The organism is Sphingobium chlorophenolicum (assembly GCF_000722875.1).
In the GTDB taxonomy this organism is placed as follows: domain Bacteria; phylum Pseudomonadota; class Alphaproteobacteria; order Sphingomonadales; family Sphingomonadaceae; genus Sphingobium; species Sphingobium chlorophenolicum.
Window position 1 is genome coordinate 35,871 of sequence record NZ_JFHR01000006.1, and the last position, 16,701, is coordinate 52,571.

Sequence of the window (16,701 nt, forward strand, 5' to 3'; positions counted from 1 at the left end):
CGGGTCGCTTCATAGCCCCACGCATAATTCTTCCATCTCGGCGCTTCACGCTGCGCCGGACTTGGGTTAGTCCCCTCAAGACCATGGACGGGGGCAGATATTTCGCGATGAAGGTGAAGTAGGGCGTAATGACGTTGACCCCACTTGCCGCCGTGATCTTCGGCGTCGTGCTGGCTGCATGGCTGGGCGCGGCGGTCTGGGCGCTGTCGAGCGGCCAGCGGCGGCGGCGGGAGGGCATGCAGGCGCAGGGAAAGCTCGACCGCCTCTCGGTCCTGCTCGCATCCGCGCCCGCAGCGCCCATCGTCGTCCATCCCGACGGCAGGCTGGAGGCCGCCGACCGCCTCGCCAAATGGCTTGGCAAGGATCGCGGGCCGACCTTCCTGTCCGAACTGACCGCGCCCGACGGAGGATTGGAAGCCGATGACGCCGCTGCGCTGGCGCAGGAGATCGCCGCCGCCCAGCGCGCCGGGCGCAGCTTCGCCCTGGCGGTGCGGGGCGTCGATTCGTCGCGACTGTTGCTGGTGCGGGGCGCGCCCGCCGGGCCGGTGCTGGCCGAAAGCGGTGGCGTCGTGCTCTGGATATTCGACGCGACTGACAGCCAGTCGGAAATCCAGTCGCTGAAGGGCAAGGTCGAACAATTGCGCGAGGCGCTGGAGGCGATGGCGGGGCTGGTCGAGGCCGCGCCATTCCCGATGTGGCACCGCACGGCGGACATGCGGCTCAGCCTCGTCAACACCGCCTATGTCCGCGCCGTGGACGGCGAAAGCGCCCGCGAGGTCATCGCCCACGGCACCGAACTGGTCGAGACGGTCGGTGGCCTCACGCCGCAGGCCGCCGCCGCTCAGACCCTCACCGACGGCGCGCCTGTCGAGCGCATGGTTCCCGCGACCATCGACGGCGAAAGACGGACTATCCGCGTGGTCGACGTTCCGCTGGGCGCGGCGGGCGTGGCCGGTTTCGCCATGGACCAGAATGAACTGGAGCAGGCCCGCGTCGAACATCGGCGGCTGGAGGCGGCGCAGCGCGACCTGCTGGATCGCCTGTCCGCTGGCGTGGCGCGCTTCGGGTCCGACCGGGCGCTGCGCTTCTGGAACCAGCCCTTCATGAGCCTGTTCGGGCTGGACCAGGAAAGGCTGTCCGACAATCCGCCGTTCGAACGGGTGCTGGACCAAATGCGCGAGGCGCGGCGTCTGCCCGAAAACCGGGATTTCCCGGCATGGCGGGCGGAGCGGCGCGACTGGTTCCTCTCGCCCGATCCGCGCGAGGAAAATTGGCTGCTGGCGGACGGTACCCATTTGCGCGTCTATGCGCAGCCGTTGCCCGACGGCGGCCTGCTGCTGATCTTCGAGGATCGGACCGAGCAGGTTCAATTGTCGAGCGCCCGCGACACGCTGCTCCGCGTCCGCACGGCGACGTTCGACAATCTGTTCGAATCCATCGGCGTCTTTTCCTCCGACGGCCGTCTGCACCTGTGGAACAGTCGTTTCCGGACGATCTGGGATGTTTCGGAGGATTTGTTGGCCCAGCATCCGCGCATCGACGAACTGATGCGGACGGTCCAGTCCCGGCTGGCTAAGCCGCAGCAGGGCAACCTCGTCCGCGAACTGGTGCGCGCCGCCACGGTGGAGCGCAAGCAGCGCGTCGGCCATGTCGGCTTCGCGGACGGGCGCATATTCGAATTCGCCGCCATTCCGCTGCCGGACGGCAATGCGCTGTTCACCATGCTGGACGTGACCGATAGTCGCCGCGTGGAGCAGGTGCTGCGCGACCGCAACGACGCGCTGGAGCAGGCGGACAAGGTGAAGACCGCCTTCGTCACCAATATGAGCTACGAACTGCGCACGCCCCTGACCACCATCGCCGGTTTCGCCGAGATGATGAGCGCGGGCTATGCGGGGGAACTCAGCACGTCGGCCAAGGAATATGTCGACGGCATATTGCAGAGCACCAACCGGCTTTCGATGCTGATCGACAATGTGCTGGACCTGACCCAGGGCGAGGCGGGGATGCTGCCGGTGGAGAAAGCGCCGGTGGACCTGGCGGCGGAGGCTCGCGACGCCGTGGCGCGGATTAAGGGCGACGCCACTGCCAAGGGGATAGACCTGGCCCTCTCGCTCCAGACCAGCCTGGGCACGATACAGGGCGACAAGCGGCGGATCGGGCAGGCGCTGGACCATCTGCTGGAAAATGCGGTGCGATATTGCAGCCGGGGCGGCCGGGTGCTGCTGCATGGCGACGGGACGGTGGATAATGCGCGTCTCGTCGTGTCGGACAATGGGCCGGGCATCGACGCCAAGCGGCAGGCGACGATCTTCGACGCGTCATCCCGGACGGAGCAGGCGCGCAATGGCGGCAAGGCGGGGATCGGCCTGCCGCTGGCCCGGCAGTTGGCGCAGGCGCATGGCGGGACGCTGCAACTGGTGTCGGAACCGGGGCAGGGCACCATGGTCGTGATCGAGCTGCCCCGTGGCTGAGAGCGAGATCGTCCTCTCCGGAGAGGGAGAGATGCTGGCGTTCGGGCGTCGGCTGGCCGCTCTCGTCCGCATCGGCGACGTGATCGCGCTGGAAGGCGGGCTTGGTGCGGGCAAGACGACGCTTGCGCGGGGCCTGTTGGAAGGATTGGGATTGGAGGAGGAAGCGCCCAGCCCCAGCTTCGCCATCGTCCAGCCCTATGACATTCCGGAAGTCCGCCTGCCGGTTGCTCATGTCGACCTCTATCGGCTCGACGGGCCGGAGGAAGCCGAGGAACTGGCGCTGGATGAGTATCTGATGGACAGCCTGCTGATCGTGGAATGGCCCGACCGGCTGGGCGAAGGTGCATGGCCCGATGCGTTGCGCTTCCACATCCGCATGGAACCCGACGGCGCTCGGCGCTTGACAGCGGACGTGCCGGGCGCTTGGACGGAGCGATGGTCACAGATATGATCCCGCCCGCCGCCGCTCCCGCCTTTCTCGCGCAGGCGGGGTGGGAACATGCCGCCATCGTGCCGCTGGCCGGGGATGCGTCCTTCCGCCGCTATTTCCGGGTGATCGACGGCGCGCGCAGGGCGGTGTTGATGGATGCCCCGCCGCCGCATGAAGACCCGCGCCCCTTCATCGCCATTGCCCGGCATCTGACGGAGAAGGGCTTTGCCGCGCCCCGGATATTGGCGCAGGATCTGGACGAAGGGCTGGTCCTGATCGAGGATTTCGGCGACCTTCGCGTCAAGGAACATGTCGAGGATGCGCCGGATGCGGAACGCGACGTATATGGCCGCGCCGTCGACCTGCTCGCCGCCCTGCATCGCCTGCCTGCCGCCGACGTGCCGCCCTATGACCGTGAAGTTTATCAGCGGGAAGCGGGCCTGCTGACCGAATGGTATTGCCCCGCCATTGGCCTGCCGGTGGATGAGGCGGGCTATGTCGCGGCATGGGACGCGGTCTTGCCGGTCGTGGAGCAATCGGCCAGCCCGGTCGTCACGGTGCTGCGCGATTATCATGCGGAAAATATCATGCTGATCGACCGGGCGGAATCGCACGGGCTGGGTCTGCTCGACTTTCAGGACGCGCTGGCTGGACATCCGGCCTATGATCTCGTCTCGCTGTTGCAGGATGCCCGGCGCGACGTGTCGCCCGCGCTGGAGGCGGCGATGCTCGCCCATTATCGCGCCGTCGCCAACCCGCCCGCCGATTTCGACGCCGCCTATGCCGTGTTGGGCGCGCAGAGGAATGCGAAGATCATCGGCATCTTCACGCGCCTGTGGAAACGCGACGGCAAGCCGCGTTACCTGAGCTTCCTGCCGCGTATGTGGGATTTGCTGGAGCGCGACCTTGCCCATCCGGCGCTGGCGCCCGTGGCGACGTGGTTCGCGGCCAATATCCCCGCCGACAAGCGCCATCACGCGTTAGAGGAATTCGCCCCCGCATGATCGACACCGCGATGCTGATGGCCGCCGGACTGGGCAAGCGGATGCGCCCGCTGACCGCGACCCGCCCCAAGCCGCTGGTCAAGGTGGCGGGCAAGCCGCTGATGGACCATGCGCTGGACCGGCTGACGGCGGGCGGTATCCGCAAGGTGGTGGTCAATGTCCATTATCTGGCCGATACGGTCGAGGCGCATCTTCAGGCCCACTGCAACGGCATGACTGTCGCCATTTCCGATGAGCGGAAGAAGTTGCTGGAAACGGGCGGCGGGCTGATCCACGCCAGGGAGCAGTTGGGCGACGCGCCCTTCTTCTGCGCGAACAGCGACAATCTGTGGATCGACGGGCCGCAGGAAACGCTGGGCATGATGCGGAAGATCTGGGACCCGGATCGGATGGACGCGCTATTGCTGCTGGTGCCGCTCGCCCGCGCCAATTGCCACAGCGGACCGGGCGATTTCCACATGGATGCGGACGGCCGCCTGACGCGGCGCAAGACCGCGCATGTCGCGCCCTTCGTCTTCACCGGCGTCCAGATCATGTCGCCCAGCCTGCTGGTCGATCCGCCGTCGGAGGTGTTTTCCACCAATATCTTCTGGAACCGGGCGATAGAGGCGGGGCGGCTATACGGCGTTTCGCATCAGGGGCTGTGGTTCGACGTCGGCACGCCGCAGGCCATTCCAGTGGTGGAGACGATGCTGGCCTATGGGTGATCGCACCCGCCCGGCGCTGTTCAACATCCCCGCGCATCGCGCCTTTTCCGATGCGCTGGTGGCGGGCGTCCTCGCCCAGCATGGCGACGATCCGATAAGGCTGGCGCAGGGCATGATCCTGCTGCCCAATAATCGCGCCATTCGTTCGGTCAGCGACGCTTTCGTGCGGAAATCGGGGGGCGGGCTGCTGCTGCCGCGCCTTGTCGCCTTGGGCGATCCCGATCTGGGCGAACAGGTGGGCGGCGCGCTCGATCCCTTGGGGGAGGATGAGGCGGTCCCCCCCGCCATAGCGCCGATGCGCCGCCAGATGATCCTGGCGCGCATGGTGCAGCAGGCGTCCGCGCATCCGATAGACGCGGGGCAGGCGCTGAAGCTCGCCCAGGCGCTTGGCGCGGTGCTGGACCAGATTCAGGTCGAGCGGCTGTCCGTCACCGTGCTGGCCGACCTCACTTTGTCGGACGAATTGTCGCAGCATTGGCAGACGTCGCTCAGGCTGTTCGGGATATTGCTGGCGCAATGGCCGCAGGAATTGGCGCGGCTTGGCTGCATCGATCTGGGGGACCGGCGCAACCGGCTGCTGGATCGGGTCGCGGCGCGCTGGGCTAAGGCGCCTCCCGAAGGTTTTGTGATTGCCGCGGGCATGTCGGCAACGGCTCCGGCAATTGCCGGGCTGTTGCGCCGGATCGCGCTGCTGCCCAAGGGGGCCGTCGTCTTTGCCGGTCTGGATCAGGAGATGGATGGGGATGCGTGGGACGCCATCGGTCCCTTTGACGCCGATCCGCTGACTGGCCGGGCGCCTGCGGGGCATGAAACCCATCCGCAATATGCCCTGAAACGGCTGCTCGACCGCATGAGCGCGACCCGCGACGATGTGGCGCTCTGGCGCTGGGGCAGCGAGCATGACGCCCGCGCCGTCAGGGGGCGCAACATCTCCAACGCCATGCTGCCGCCGCGCCTGACTAGCCGCTGGCGCGACTTGAAGACCGCAGACCGTTCGCTAGCCGGGGTGGAGGCGCTGGAAGTCGCGACGCCCGGAGAGGAAGCGCAGGCCATCGCCATCGCCCTGCGCGAAGCGGTAGAGACGCCGGGCCGCACCGCCGCGCTGGTGACGCCGGACCGGCAATTGGCGACCCGCGTGTCGGCGCATCTGCGGCGTTGGGGCATAGAGGCCGACGATTCCGCAGGACAACCGCTGTCCCGCCTGCCGCCCGGAACCCTGCTGATCGCCATGGCGGAGGCTTTGGCGGAGCGGTTCGCGCCGGTCGCGCTGCTGACCCTGCTCAAGCATCCGCTCGTCATGCGGGGGGAGGAGCGGCTCGGCTGGCTGGAGGGGGTGCGCGGGCTCGACCTGCTGCTGCGCGGGCCACGGCCGCAAGCGGGTATCGTCGGCCTCGACCTGTTGCTGGCGGAGCGGGAAGGCGAAGACCGGCAGCGCGTTCTGCGCACCCGCACGCGGCTCTGGTGGGCGGAGGCTCGCGCCCTGCTGGAACCGTTGGAGCAGGCTTTTCTGGCCGCGCCCGACTTTGCCGGGCAGTTAGCGGCCATTCGCGAACATGCCGGTCGCCTGTCGCATGATGCGGTCTGGGCCGGGCATCAGGGCCATGCCGCCGCCGATCTCTTCGCCGAGATGGAGGATGCCGCCAGCGAAGGGCCGCGTCAGGCAGACATTCGTGCCCTGCCTGCCCTGTTCGACCATCTTCTGGGCGGCGTGTCCGTCCGCCCGCCGCAGGGTGGGCATCCGCGCATCGCCATATTGGGCCTGATCGAAGCGCGGCTGGTGCAGACGGACCTCATGATCCTGGGTGGGCTTAATGAGGGGACATGGCCGGGCCTGCCCGCGCCCGACCCCTGGCTGGCCCCACGCATCCGGCGGGAGATCGGCCTGCCGGGGCTGGAAAGCCGCATCGGCCTTGCCGCCCATGATTTCGCCAGCGCGTTGGGCGCGCCGCAAGTGCTGATCACCCGCGCCCGGCGAGGATCGGGCGGTCCGGCTGTCGCCTCCCGCTTCTGGCTGCGGTTGAAGGCTATGGCAGGGCCGCAATGGAAAAGCGCCGACCGCTATGCCGCGCTGGCGCAGTCTATCGACCATGCGGCGGAGCACAAGCCCGCCAGCCGCCCCGCGCCGGTGCCGCCGCTATCGGTGCGGCCGAAGGTCATTCCCGTCACCGATGTCGACCGGTTGAAGGCCGATCCCTACGCCTTCTATGCCAAGCGCATCCTGCGTCTGGCGCGGTTCGACCCGGTGGACGCTGATGCGGGACCGGCGTGGCGCGGCACGGCAGTGCATGAAATCCTGCAACAATGGGCGGAGGCGGGCAGCAGCGACCTTGCCGATCTGGAGGCGCGGGCGCGGGCGATGTTCGACCGGCCCGATGTGCATCCGTTGCTGAAGGCGCTTTGGCAGCCGCGCCTGATCGAAGCCATCCGCTGGATCGCCGCCGAGGTGGCGAGCGATCTGGCGGCGGGGCGCAAAATCCTTTCGGTTGAAATCGAAGGCCAGGCCGAGATCGCCGGGGTGACGCTGACCGGCAAGGCCGACCGCATCGACCTGTTGCCGGACGGAAAGCTGGGCATCGTCGATTACAAGACCGGCAAGCCGCCCAGCGCGCGGCAGGTCAAGGCGGGCTATGCGCTGCAACTCGGGCTGCTGGGACTGATTGCGGAGCATGACGGCTTTCCCGGCACCCATGCGGCCCCGGTCGCAGGCGGCTTCGAATATTGGTCGCTCGCCAAGAAGGGCGACGCCTTCGGCTATCGCGAAAGCCCGGTCGACCCGCTGGGCAAGCGGGACAAGATCATCACTGCCGACTTCACATCGCAGGTCTATTCACAGTTCGAGGATATGGTCGCCGCCTGGCTCACCGGATCGGCGCCCTTCGACGCGCAGGTGAACCCGGAAGTCGCCAATTATGGCGATTATGACCAGCTCATGCGGCTGGAGGAATGGTATGGCCGCGACGATGGCTAATAAGGCAAAGGCCCTGCAACCGCTGGCGGGCGCTCAGGCGCAGGCGGCGGCGCCCGACGCTCATGTGTGGCTGTCGGCGTCGGCGGGCACGGGCAAGACCCATGTGCTGACGGCCCGCGTGTTCCGCTTGCTGTTGCAAGGGGTACGGCCGGAAAATATCCTCTGCCTCACCTTCACCAAGGCGGGTGCGGCGGAAATGGCGGATCGCGTCCATGACCGGCTGGCCGCATGGGTGCAGATGAGCGGCCCCGCCCTTGCCGCCGATCTGATGGCGCTGGGGGAGGATCATGGGCAGGAAATGCAGGATGTCGCCCGCCGCCTCTTCGCCGAAGTGCTGGAGTCGACCGGCGGAGGCCTGCGTATCCAGACGATCCATGGGTTTTGCCAGCAATTGCTGACGGCTTTCCCACTGGAGGCCGACCTGCCGCCCGGTTTCCGGCCGCTCGACCAGCGGGAGCAGGCGGGGCTGGCGCGCGAGACATTGGCCGACATGGCGGTGGTCGCGCAGCAGCGGGATGATGAGGCGCTGATCGAGGCTTTGCAGGTGCTGAGCCTGCGGATGGGCGAGAGCGGGGCGGAGAATTTCCTGCTGCGCTGCGCGGCACGGCTGGATGCGCTGGAGGCTTTGCCGGAAGATATCGCGCCCTGGCTGCTGCGGGAACTGGGCCTGCCGGAAGGCGATATCGACGCGCATATTACGGAACAGTGTGCGGACGAGCTGTTTGATATGCGCACGCTATCGTGGATCGCGCAGACTAATGCGGATTGGGGCACGGGCAGGGCGCTGGAGCGTTGCGATCGGATAGCGCGCTGGCGGAATCTTGGTCCGGCGGAGCGGGCGGCTGCGCTGACCGATCTTCATGGCGTTTGGGCGAAGGTTGATGGCGAACTCATCTCCACCGCGAAGGGATGGGCGCCGCAGGTGGACGGCTATGGCGATGCCATTGCGCGAATGCATGAACGATGTGGTGAATTGCTGGGGATTCGGGTTCGGGCTGCCTATGCAATCCTATTGGCGAAGGGGTTGCATGCAGGGCGCGTCTATGCCCGGTCCTATGCGGAGGCGAAGCAGTTGGCGGGGGCGGTCGATTTCAATGACTTGATCGCCAATACCGCACAATTGCTGTCCCAGCCGGGCATTGCCGACTGGATACGCTACAAGCTGGATCAGCGGATCGACCATATTCTGGTGGACGAGGCGCAGGACACCAATGCCGATCAATGGCGGATCGTCAGGAGCATCGCTGAGGAATTTTTCACCAGCGAGTGGGAGCCGGGGCAGAAGGTCCGCACCATCTTCACCGTCGGCGATTTCAAGCAGGCTATCTTCGGCTTCCAGGGGACCAGCCCCCAGAATTTTGCGGCGGCGCAATTCCTGTTCGAACGGGATGCGCGGCAGGCCGGGCATCTCTTCCACGATCTATCGCTGGAACGCAGCTTCCGGTCCACGCCCGCCGTGCTGGATGTGGTCGACCGCACCATCGCGACGCTGAGCGCCGAGCGTTTCGGGTTGGAGGCGGGCGAAGTCCGGCATGTCAGCGCGAACCGCTTTCCCGGCGAAGTTCTGCTGTGGAAGCCGGTGATCGCGGGCCTGTCCGACGAGGCGGAGGGGGAGGAGGATTGGGCCGCCGATCAGGAGCGGGTGCTGGCGCAGACCATCGCGCGCCAGATCGGGCAGTGGATCGATGAGGGGCTGATGCTGGAGAGCCGGGGCCGCCCGGTGACGGCGGGCGACATCATGATCCTGGTCCGCCGCCGCAGCGAACTGGCGCGGCTGATCGTGGCGCGGCTTTATGAGGAGAAGGTGGCGGTGGCGGGCATCGACCGGCTGCGCCTGAACGCGCCGCTGGCGGTGCGCGACCTGCTGGCGGCGCTGCGTTTCGCGGTGCAGCCGGAAGATGATCTGAATTTGGCCGCTTTGCTGGTGTCGCCGCTGATCGGGTGGACGCAGGATGAGCTGATGGATCGCCTGATCGGTCGTCGCACCGGATTGTGGCAGCATCTGACGCAGACGCTGGACGCCGCGCTGCTGGAGCCTTTGCGGGGTTTGTTGGGGCAGGCGGATTTCACCACGCCCTATCGCTATCTGGAAGCCATATTGTCCGGCCCGATGGATGGCCGCCGCCGCCTGATCGAGCGGCTTGGCGCAGAGGCGGCCGACCCGATCGAGGAATTGCTGAACGCCGCTCTCGCCTTCGAGAATGACGATTATCCCTCGCTCCAGCGCTTCATCGACTGGTTCGATCGGGGGGAGGTGGAGATTGTGCGCGATGCCGCCGCGCAAGGGGATATGCTCCGCCTGCTGACGGTGCATGGCGCTAAGGGGTTGCAGGCCCCTATCGTCATCCTGGCCGATGCCTGTCTTGACCCTGACGCCGGAAATCGCGCCGATTCGCTGGAATGGAACGGCCTGCCCATCATCGCGCCGCGCAAGGCGGAGCGGCAGGGCGCGATAGGGCAGGTGGCCGAGGAGGCGAGCGCCGTCGAACGGGCCGAACATTGGCGGCTGCTCTATGTCGCGCTGACGCGGGCGGAGGAGAGGCTGGTCGTGACCGGATCGCTCGGCCCCCGCGCCAAGGGAGAGGTCAAGCCGGAAAGCTGGTATGCCGCCGTCGAGGGGGCGCTGATCTCGCTTGATGCGGAGTGGGAGGCCGATCCGCTTTGGGGCGCGCGTCGCAGGTGGCGGGGGCATGAGATATTGCCCCCCAAGGCGGCCGATCCGGATATTGCCGAGAACGGCGCGGTTCATGGCGAGCCTGTATGGCTTCGCCAGCCTGCGCCTGTGGAGGCCCGGCCGCCGCGCCCGCTCGCTCCTTCGGCGACCGTGGAGGATGATGTGCCCTATCCGCCGCCTACCCCGGCGATGCGGGATGCGGCGGAGCGAGGGCGCTGGCTGCACCGGTTGTTCGAGCGGCTGGCCGATGTGCCGCCCGACGACCGCCGCGCCCGCGCTGACAAATGGCTGGCGCAGCAGGGGCTGGGCGATGCGGCGCGGCGGCATGACGTCATCGAACAGGCGCTGCGCGTGATCGAAGACCCGCAATATGCCGCGCTGTTCGGGCCGGATGCGTTGGCCGAAGCGCCCATCGCCGCCGTGGTCGGGGAGGCGGTGATCGCGGGAACCGTCGACCGGCTGCGCATAGAGGACGATCTGGTGCAACTGATCGATTTCAAGACCGGCCGCATATCGCCGCTCGCCGTGGAGGAGGTGCCGCTGGCCCATATCCGGCAGATGGCCGCCTATGCCGCCGCCTTGCAGGTGATCTTCCCCGGCCGCCGGATCGAGGCGGGATTGCTCTACACCGCCGCGCCCCGGTTGATCACCCTGCCGCTGGACCTGCTGGCGCGGCACAAGCCGGGCTTTTTGTCCGCGCAGGAGAATTTGCCGCTTTCGCCTGTTGAGACGGATGCGTCACCATCCTAAATAGCTGCCAACTTAAGGAGATACCCAAATGGCTACCAAGGCAGTCACCGACCTGAGCTTCAAGCAAGACGTCATCGATGCGGACAAGCCCGTTCTGGTCGATTTCTGGGCGGAATGGTGCGGTCCGTGCAAGATGATCGGCCCGGCTCTGGAAGAGATTTCGGAAGAATTGGCTGACAAGGTCGTCATCGCGAAGATCAATATCGACGAGAATCCCGATGCGCCCGGCCGTTATGGCGTGCGCGGCATTCCGACGATGATTTTGTTCAAGAATGGTGAGGCCGCCGCGACGAAGGTTGGCGCTGCGCCCAAGAGCGCGCTCAAGGGCTGGATCGAAAGCGTTCTTTGATGGGCGGTGGGAAGGGTTTGAATGGCCCTTCCCCTCGTGACCCTTGAAGCGAGTCACGTGCCTCGCTTCAACGCGGCGTATGAAAAGTATGTGAGCACGGGATTGCCGGAAAATGGCCATCCCAAGACATTCCCCTCCCGCAGGCGGGAGGGGCTAGGGGTGGGCGCGAGCGTAGCGAGCTTCTGACTTAGCCGTTGCAAAACAACACGAATGTCGCGCTAGCCCACCCCCTAACCCCCTCCCGCTTGCGGGAGGGGGGATGACGGCTTCCCACTCACATCACTCAGTCCAGCGGGTTTTGAATTTGTCCACGCTGCCTAGGGTCGACGGGATCAGCCGCGTAGCAGCCGGTCCGCCGCCAGATCCCAAAGGCGCGGGGATGAAGCCCCCAGCAACCCGCGCCGCGTATCGCCCACGACATAGGGCGATCCGTCCAGCCGCTGGCATCGTCCGCCCGCTTCATTCAGGAACAGCGTCCCCGCCGCATGGTCCCAGGGCAGGGTGCGCGAAAAGACCGAAACGTCATTCTGTCCCAGCACCAAGCGCGGATATTGTTCGGCGGCGCAGCGGGGGATGTCGACCAGTCGGAAATGATCCTTCGACTGGCGCTGGATGTGGGCGCGCTCTTCCTCCGTCATGTAATAGACGGCCAGCGCGGCTATGGGGAGCGCCTCGCCGCTTTCCCGCGCATGGACCTGCTGCCCGTCGATATGACTGCCTGCGCCCAGAATCGCGTGGCACAGGCGGCCCGTCAGCGGGTCCAATATCCATCCGGCCAAAATCGTCCCGGCATCGGCCAGCGCGACGATGATGCCGAAGGGCGGCTTTCCCGCCGCGAAATTGCCGGTGCCGTCGATGGGATCGACGATCCAGTTCAGCCCTTCGCCTGCCCGGTCCAATATGGCGGGATCGGCGGCGCAGGCCTCTTCCCCGATGACGCCCGCTTCGGGCAGGATGGCGGACAGCCCTTCGGCCAGCCGGATTTCGCTTTCCTTGTCGGCGATGGTGACGAAATCGTCGGCGGCCTTCTCGCTCACCTCATGGCTGGCGAGATTCCGGTAGCGCGGCATCACGATGTCCCGCGCCACGTCGCGCATCAGCGCGACGACAGGCTCGTGCAATTCCGTCGGCATAGGCCCAGACCTTTAGCTACGATAATCCGCGTTGATCGAGATATAGCCGTGGGTCAGGTCGCATGTCCAAACCGTGGCCCTGCCTTCGCCCAGCCCCAGATCGACGCCGATCAATATGTCCTGCCCTTTCAGATGGGCGGCCACTGGTGCTTCGTCATAGCCCTCGACCGCCAGGCCGCCGGAAGCGACCTGAGTCGCGCCGAAGCGGATGGAGAGCCGGTCCCGGTCGGCGGGCTCGCCCGCCTTGCCGATGGCGGCGACCACGCGGCCCCAATTGGCGTCCTCGCCCGCTATGGCCGTCTTCACCAGCGGCGAATTGGCGATGGAGAGGGCGATGCGATGCGCGCTGGCGTCGCTTTCCGCGCCCTCGACAGTGATCTCCACGAATTTGGTCGCGCCCTCGCCGTCGCGCACCACCAGATGCGCAAGCTGGCGGCAGAGATCGCCCAAGGCCGCCGCAAAGGCGTCCGCCCCGGCATCCTCCATGGAGGTCAGCGGCGCATTGCCCGCCTTGCCCGTCGCGAAGGCCAGCACCGTATCGCTGGTCGACGTGTCGCTGTCGACCGTGATGCAGGAGAAGGTCCGCTTGTTGGCGGTGGACAGCATCTGCTGCAACAGCTTGGGATCGATGGCTGCGTCGGTGAAGATATAGCCCAGCATCGTCGCCATATCCGGCGCGATCATGCCGGAGCCCTTGATGATGCCGACCAGTTCGACCCGCGTTCCGCCGATCATGGCGGCGGCATGGGCGCCCTTGGCATAGGTGTCGGTCGTGCCGATGGTGGTCGCCGCATCCTCCCAGCCGCAGGGGGTGGCGGTGAAGGCGGCTTCCAGTCCGGCTTCGGCCTTGTCCACCGGCAGTGGGACGCCAATCACGCCGGTCGAGGAGATGAAGATATCCGAAGGCTGGCAGTCGAGGTGATTGGCGACCTTGGCGGCGATGGCCTCCACGGCGGCGCGGCCCCGATGGCCGGTGAAGGCGTTGGCGTTGCCTGCATTCACCACCAGCGCGCGCGCCGATCCCAGTGGAATCGCGTCCCGGCACCATTCGACTTCGGGGGAGGGGCATTTGCTCTGCGTCGTGACGCCGGCGACCGCCGTGCCTTCGCTCAGTTCGACATAGGTGAGGTCGCACCTGTCCCAATTCTTGTAGCGCGCCCGCGCCACGCGCGCCGTGACGCCCGCGATGGGCGGAAGGTCGGGGAAAGCGGCGGGGGCAAGGGGCGAACGTTCGGTCATGCCCGTCGCTTAGCGCAATATGCCCGCCCGTCAACGGCGAAGGGCAAGCGGCGGGGGTAGGAGGAAAAGTCGCGCTACGCGACTTTCCGCTGTTGGGGGCCGTCATCCGCCTGTTTGCGCCTTGCCGACATGCCTGCTCTGATTGACTAACGCCTGTCCGCCCCCTAAATCGCCGCGCATGTCTGTGTGCGTCTTCTTGAAGGTGCATGCGTCCCATTTTGTCAGGAACTTGCATGTTCGGCGCACTCGCCAAGTCTATTTTCGGCTCCTCCAACGACCGCTATGTGAAGTCGCTGGGCAAGACCGTCGAACAAATCGCGTCTTTCGAACCCACCATCTCCGCCATGACCGACGAGGAACTGGTGGCGCAGACCGTGCGATTCCGCGAGCGGCTGGCGCAGGGCGAGACGCTGGACGACCTGTTGCCCGAAGCCTTCGCCACCGTGCGCGAGGCGGCGAAGCGGACTTTGGGGCAGCGCCATTATGATGTGCAGATGGTCGGCGGCATCGTGCTTCATCGCGGCGAAATCGCGGAAATGCGCACGGGCGAGGGTAAGACGCTGGTTGCGACGCTAGCTACCTACCTCAACGCGCTGGAGGGGAAGGGCGTTCACGTCGTCACCGTGAACGACTATCTGGCCAGCCGCGACTGCGAGTGGATGGGGCAGGTCTATCGTTTCCTGGGCCTGACGACCGGCGTGATCGTGCCGAACCTGTCGGAGGATCAGCGGCGCGAGGCTTATAACGCCGACATCACCTATGCGACGAACAACGAGCTTGGCTTCGATTATCTGCGCGACAATATGAAGTATGACCGCGCATCGATGGTGCAGCGGCCCTTCAACTTCGCCATCGTCGACGAGGTGGACTCGATCCTGATCGACGAAGCGCGCACGCCGCTGATCATTTCGGGGCCGACCGACGACAAGTCGGAGCTGTATGTCGCCGTCGACGCCATCGTGAAGCGGCTGGACGAGGCCGATTATGAGAAGGACGAGAAGCAGCGCACCGTCACCTTGACCGAGGACGGGACCGAGAAGATCGAGCGCATGCTGGAGGAGGCGGGGCTGCTGCAAGGCGCCAACCTCTATGATTTCGAGAACACCGCCGTCGTCCACCACGTCAATCAGGCGCTGCGCGCGAACGCCATGTTCCGCCGCGACATCGATTATATCGTCAAGGACGGCAAGGTCATCATCATCGACGAGTTCACCGGCCGCATGATGGACGGCCGCCGCTGGTCGGACGGCCTGCACCAGGCGGTGGAAGCCAAGGAAGGCGTGAATATCGAGCCGGAGAACCAGACTCTGGCCTCCATCACCTTCCAGAATTATTTCCGCATGTATCCCAAGCTGGGCGGCATGACCGGCACGGCGGCTACCGAAGCGACCGAATTCTTCGAAATCTACAAGATGAACGTTGTCACCATCCCGACCAACCGGCCGGTGCAGCGTGTCGATGAGGAAGATAGCTTCTACAAGAATCTGGAAGACAAGTTCCGCGGCATCGCCCGCACCATTCGCGAGCATCAGGAAAAGGGCCAGCCGGTCCTCGTCGGCACGGTGTCGATTGAAAAGTCGGAAATGCTGTCCGAATTCCTCAATCAGGAGGGCGTCAAGCACGCCGTCCTGAACGCCCGCTTCCATGAGAGCGAAGCGCATATCGTCGCTCAGGCGGGCCGCAAGGGCGCCGTCACCATCGCCACCAACATGGCGGGTCGCGGCACCGACATCAAGCTGGGCGGCAACCTGGAGATGCGTGTCGAGGACGAATTGCGCGACGTGCCGGAGGGGCCGGAGCGCGAAGCGGCCATCGCTCGCATCGACGCGGAGATCGAGGCGGAAAAGGCCGAGGTGCTCGCCGCCGGTGGTTTGTTCGTGCTGGCTACCGAACGGCATGAAAGCCGCCGCATCGACAACCAGCTACGCGGCCGTTCGGGCCGTCAGGGCGATCCCGGCCTGTCGCGCTTCTACCTCAGCCTCGATGACGATCTGATGCGCATCTTCGGGCCGGACACCATGTTCGCCAAGATGATCCGCTCCAACCTGGAGGATGGGGAGGCGCTGCCGCCTTCGAAGTGGCTCAGCAAGGCCATCGAGACCGCGCAGAAGAAGGTCGAGGCGCGCAACTACGACATCCGCAAGCAGGTCGTCGAATATGACGACGTGATGAACGACCAGCGCAAGGTCATCTACGAACAGCGCAGCGACATCATGGATGCGGAGACGGTGGACGATGTCGTCACCGACATGCGGCATGAGACGGTCAACGATCTGGTCGGCGCGTCCTGCCCGCCGGGCACCTATCCCGAACAGTGGGACATGGATCGGCTGAAGGCCCGCACGGCCGAGGTGCTGAACCTGGAACCCGATTTCGACGCCTGGCTGGCGGAAGATCATGTCGACCCGGAAATGATCGAGGAGCGGCTGACCGCGCTCGCCGACGCGGCCGTGGCGGACAAGGTCAAGGAACTCGATCCCGAAAACTGGCACATGATCGAAAAGTCGATCCTGCTCCAGAGCCTGGACCATCATTGGAAGGAGCATCTGTCGACCCTGGACGCGCTCCGCCAGGTCGTGCACCTACGCGCCTATGCGCAGAAGACGCCGATCAACGAATATAAGCAGGAAGCCTTCGCCTTGTTCGAGCGCATGCTGGGCAATATCCGCGAGGATGTGACCGGCTCCATCGCCCGCGTCCAGTTCCGCATGGAAGAGCCGCTGCCCGAATTCAACCTGCCGGTGCTGCCCGATTTCATCACCACGCATATCGACCCGTTTTCGGGCGAGGATAATAGCGCGGACATCGACGGCGGGCAGATCGGCGGCATCACCACGACGCTGCCGCGTCCGCCCGTGGGCGGTGGTCAGGCCGGGGAATTCGCCAATCTGGACATCAGCCGCAACGCGCCATGCCCCTGCGGTTCAGGCCAGAAATACAAGCATTGCCACGGCGCGCTCAGCTAAGCCGCAT

Annotated in this window: 10 protein-coding genes; 8 read left to right on the forward strand and 2 right to left on the reverse strand. The window is 65.9% G+C overall.

What is annotated here, in order from left to right:
* Positions 1-128: 128 nt before the first annotated feature.
* The 7 genes from BV95_RS03750 to trxA are packed head-to-tail and all read left to right on the forward strand — an operon-like array spanning position 129 to position 11,356.
* Positions 129-2,474, forward strand: a complete 2,346-nt coding sequence (locus BV95_RS03750) for a sensor histidine kinase (protein WP_037447632.1) — start codon at positions 129-131, stop codon at positions 2,472-2,474.
* Positions 2,467-2,925, forward strand: coding sequence for a tRNA (adenosine(37)-N6)-threonylcarbamoyltransferase complex ATPase subunit type 1 TsaE (gene tsaE / locus BV95_RS03755; RefSeq protein ID WP_037447636.1), 459 nt, complete (start codon positions 2,467-2,469; stop codon positions 2,923-2,925). Before BV95_RS03750 ends, tsaE begins: the two co-directional genes overlap by 8 nt.
* Positions 2,922-3,908 carry an aminoglycoside phosphotransferase family protein gene (locus BV95_RS03760; protein WP_037447639.1) on the forward strand — a complete coding sequence of 329 codons (987 nt, stop codon included), beginning with the start codon at positions 2,922-2,924 and terminating at the stop codon, positions 3,906-3,908. Before tsaE ends, BV95_RS03760 begins: the two co-directional genes overlap by 4 nt.
* A complete protein-coding gene (locus tag BV95_RS03765) occupies positions 3,905-4,615 on the forward strand; it encodes a nucleotidyltransferase family protein (RefSeq protein ID WP_037447643.1) in 711 nt (236 codons plus the stop codon). Before BV95_RS03760 ends, BV95_RS03765 begins: the two co-directional genes overlap by 4 nt.
* Entirely contained in the window at positions 4,608-7,583 is a 2,976-nt protein-coding gene (gene addB / locus BV95_RS03770) for a double-strand break repair protein AddB (RefSeq protein WP_037447645.1), read from the forward strand. The genes BV95_RS03765 and addB overlap by 8 nt, the downstream gene beginning before the upstream one ends.
* Positions 7,564-11,007 (forward strand): double-strand break repair helicase AddA, encoded by a 3,444-nt coding sequence (gene addA / locus BV95_RS03775; RefSeq protein WP_037447647.1) that lies wholly within the window; start codon positions 7,564-7,566, stop codon positions 11,005-11,007. Before addB ends, addA begins: the two co-directional genes overlap by 20 nt.
* Before the next feature lie 28 nt (positions 11,008-11,035).
* Positions 11,036-11,356, forward strand: a complete 321-nt coding sequence (trxA, locus tag BV95_RS03780; RefSeq protein WP_037447649.1) for a thioredoxin — start codon at positions 11,036-11,038, stop codon at positions 11,354-11,356.
* A 332-nt stretch (positions 11,357-11,688) separates the two neighbouring features.
* On the opposite strand, the gene BV95_RS03785 is transcribed toward trxA, so the two are convergent.
* Both BV95_RS03785 and argJ read right to left on the reverse strand, forming a co-directional pair.
* A complete protein-coding gene (locus BV95_RS03785; protein ID WP_037447651.1) occupies positions 11,689-12,489 on the reverse strand; it encodes an inositol monophosphatase family protein in 801 nt (266 codons plus the stop codon).
* A 12-nt stretch (positions 12,490-12,501) separates the two neighbouring features.
* Positions 12,502-13,728, reverse strand: coding sequence for a bifunctional glutamate N-acetyltransferase/amino-acid acetyltransferase ArgJ (gene argJ, locus BV95_RS03790; RefSeq protein WP_037447653.1), 1,227 nt, complete (start codon positions 13,726-13,728; stop codon positions 12,502-12,504).
* Positions 13,729-13,961: 233 nt separating this feature from the next.
* Here argJ and secA point away from each other — a divergent pair, with 233 nt between their 5' ends.
* Positions 13,962-16,694 carry a preprotein translocase subunit SecA gene (gene secA / locus BV95_RS03795; protein WP_037447656.1) on the forward strand — a complete coding sequence of 911 codons (2,733 nt, stop codon included), beginning with the start codon at positions 13,962-13,964 and terminating at the stop codon, positions 16,692-16,694.
* Positions 16,695-16,701: the final 7 nt, after the last annotated feature.

Coding starts and splice junctions, on each gene's coding strand:
- BV95_RS03750 (WP_037447632.1), top strand. CDS start 129: ATGACGTTGACCCCACTTGCCGCCGTGATCTTCGGCGTCGTGCTGGCT.
- BV95_RS03760 (WP_037447639.1), top strand. CDS start 2,922: ATGATCCCGCCCGCCGCCGCTCCCGCCTTTCTCGCGCAGGCGGGGTGG.
- BV95_RS03765 (WP_037447643.1), top strand. CDS start 3,905: ATGATCGACACCGCGATGCTGATGGCCGCCGGACTGGGCAAGCGGATG.
- addB (WP_037447645.1), top strand. CDS start 4,608: ATGGGTGATCGCACCCGCCCGGCGCTGTTCAACATCCCCGCGCATCGC.
- addA (WP_037447647.1), top strand. CDS start 7,564: ATGGCCGCGACGATGGCTAATAAGGCAAAGGCCCTGCAACCGCTGGCG.
- trxA (WP_037447649.1), top strand. CDS start 11,036: ATGGCTACCAAGGCAGTCACCGACCTGAGCTTCAAGCAAGACGTCATC.
- BV95_RS03785 (WP_037447651.1), bottom strand. CDS start 12,489: ATGCCGACGGAATTGCACGAGCCTGTCGTCGCGCTGATGCGCGACGTG.
- argJ (WP_037447653.1), bottom strand. CDS start 13,728: ATGACCGAACGTTCGCCCCTTGCCCCCGCCGCTTTCCCCGACCTTCCG.
- secA (WP_037447656.1), top strand. CDS start 13,962: ATGTTCGGCGCACTCGCCAAGTCTATTTTCGGCTCCTCCAACGACCGC.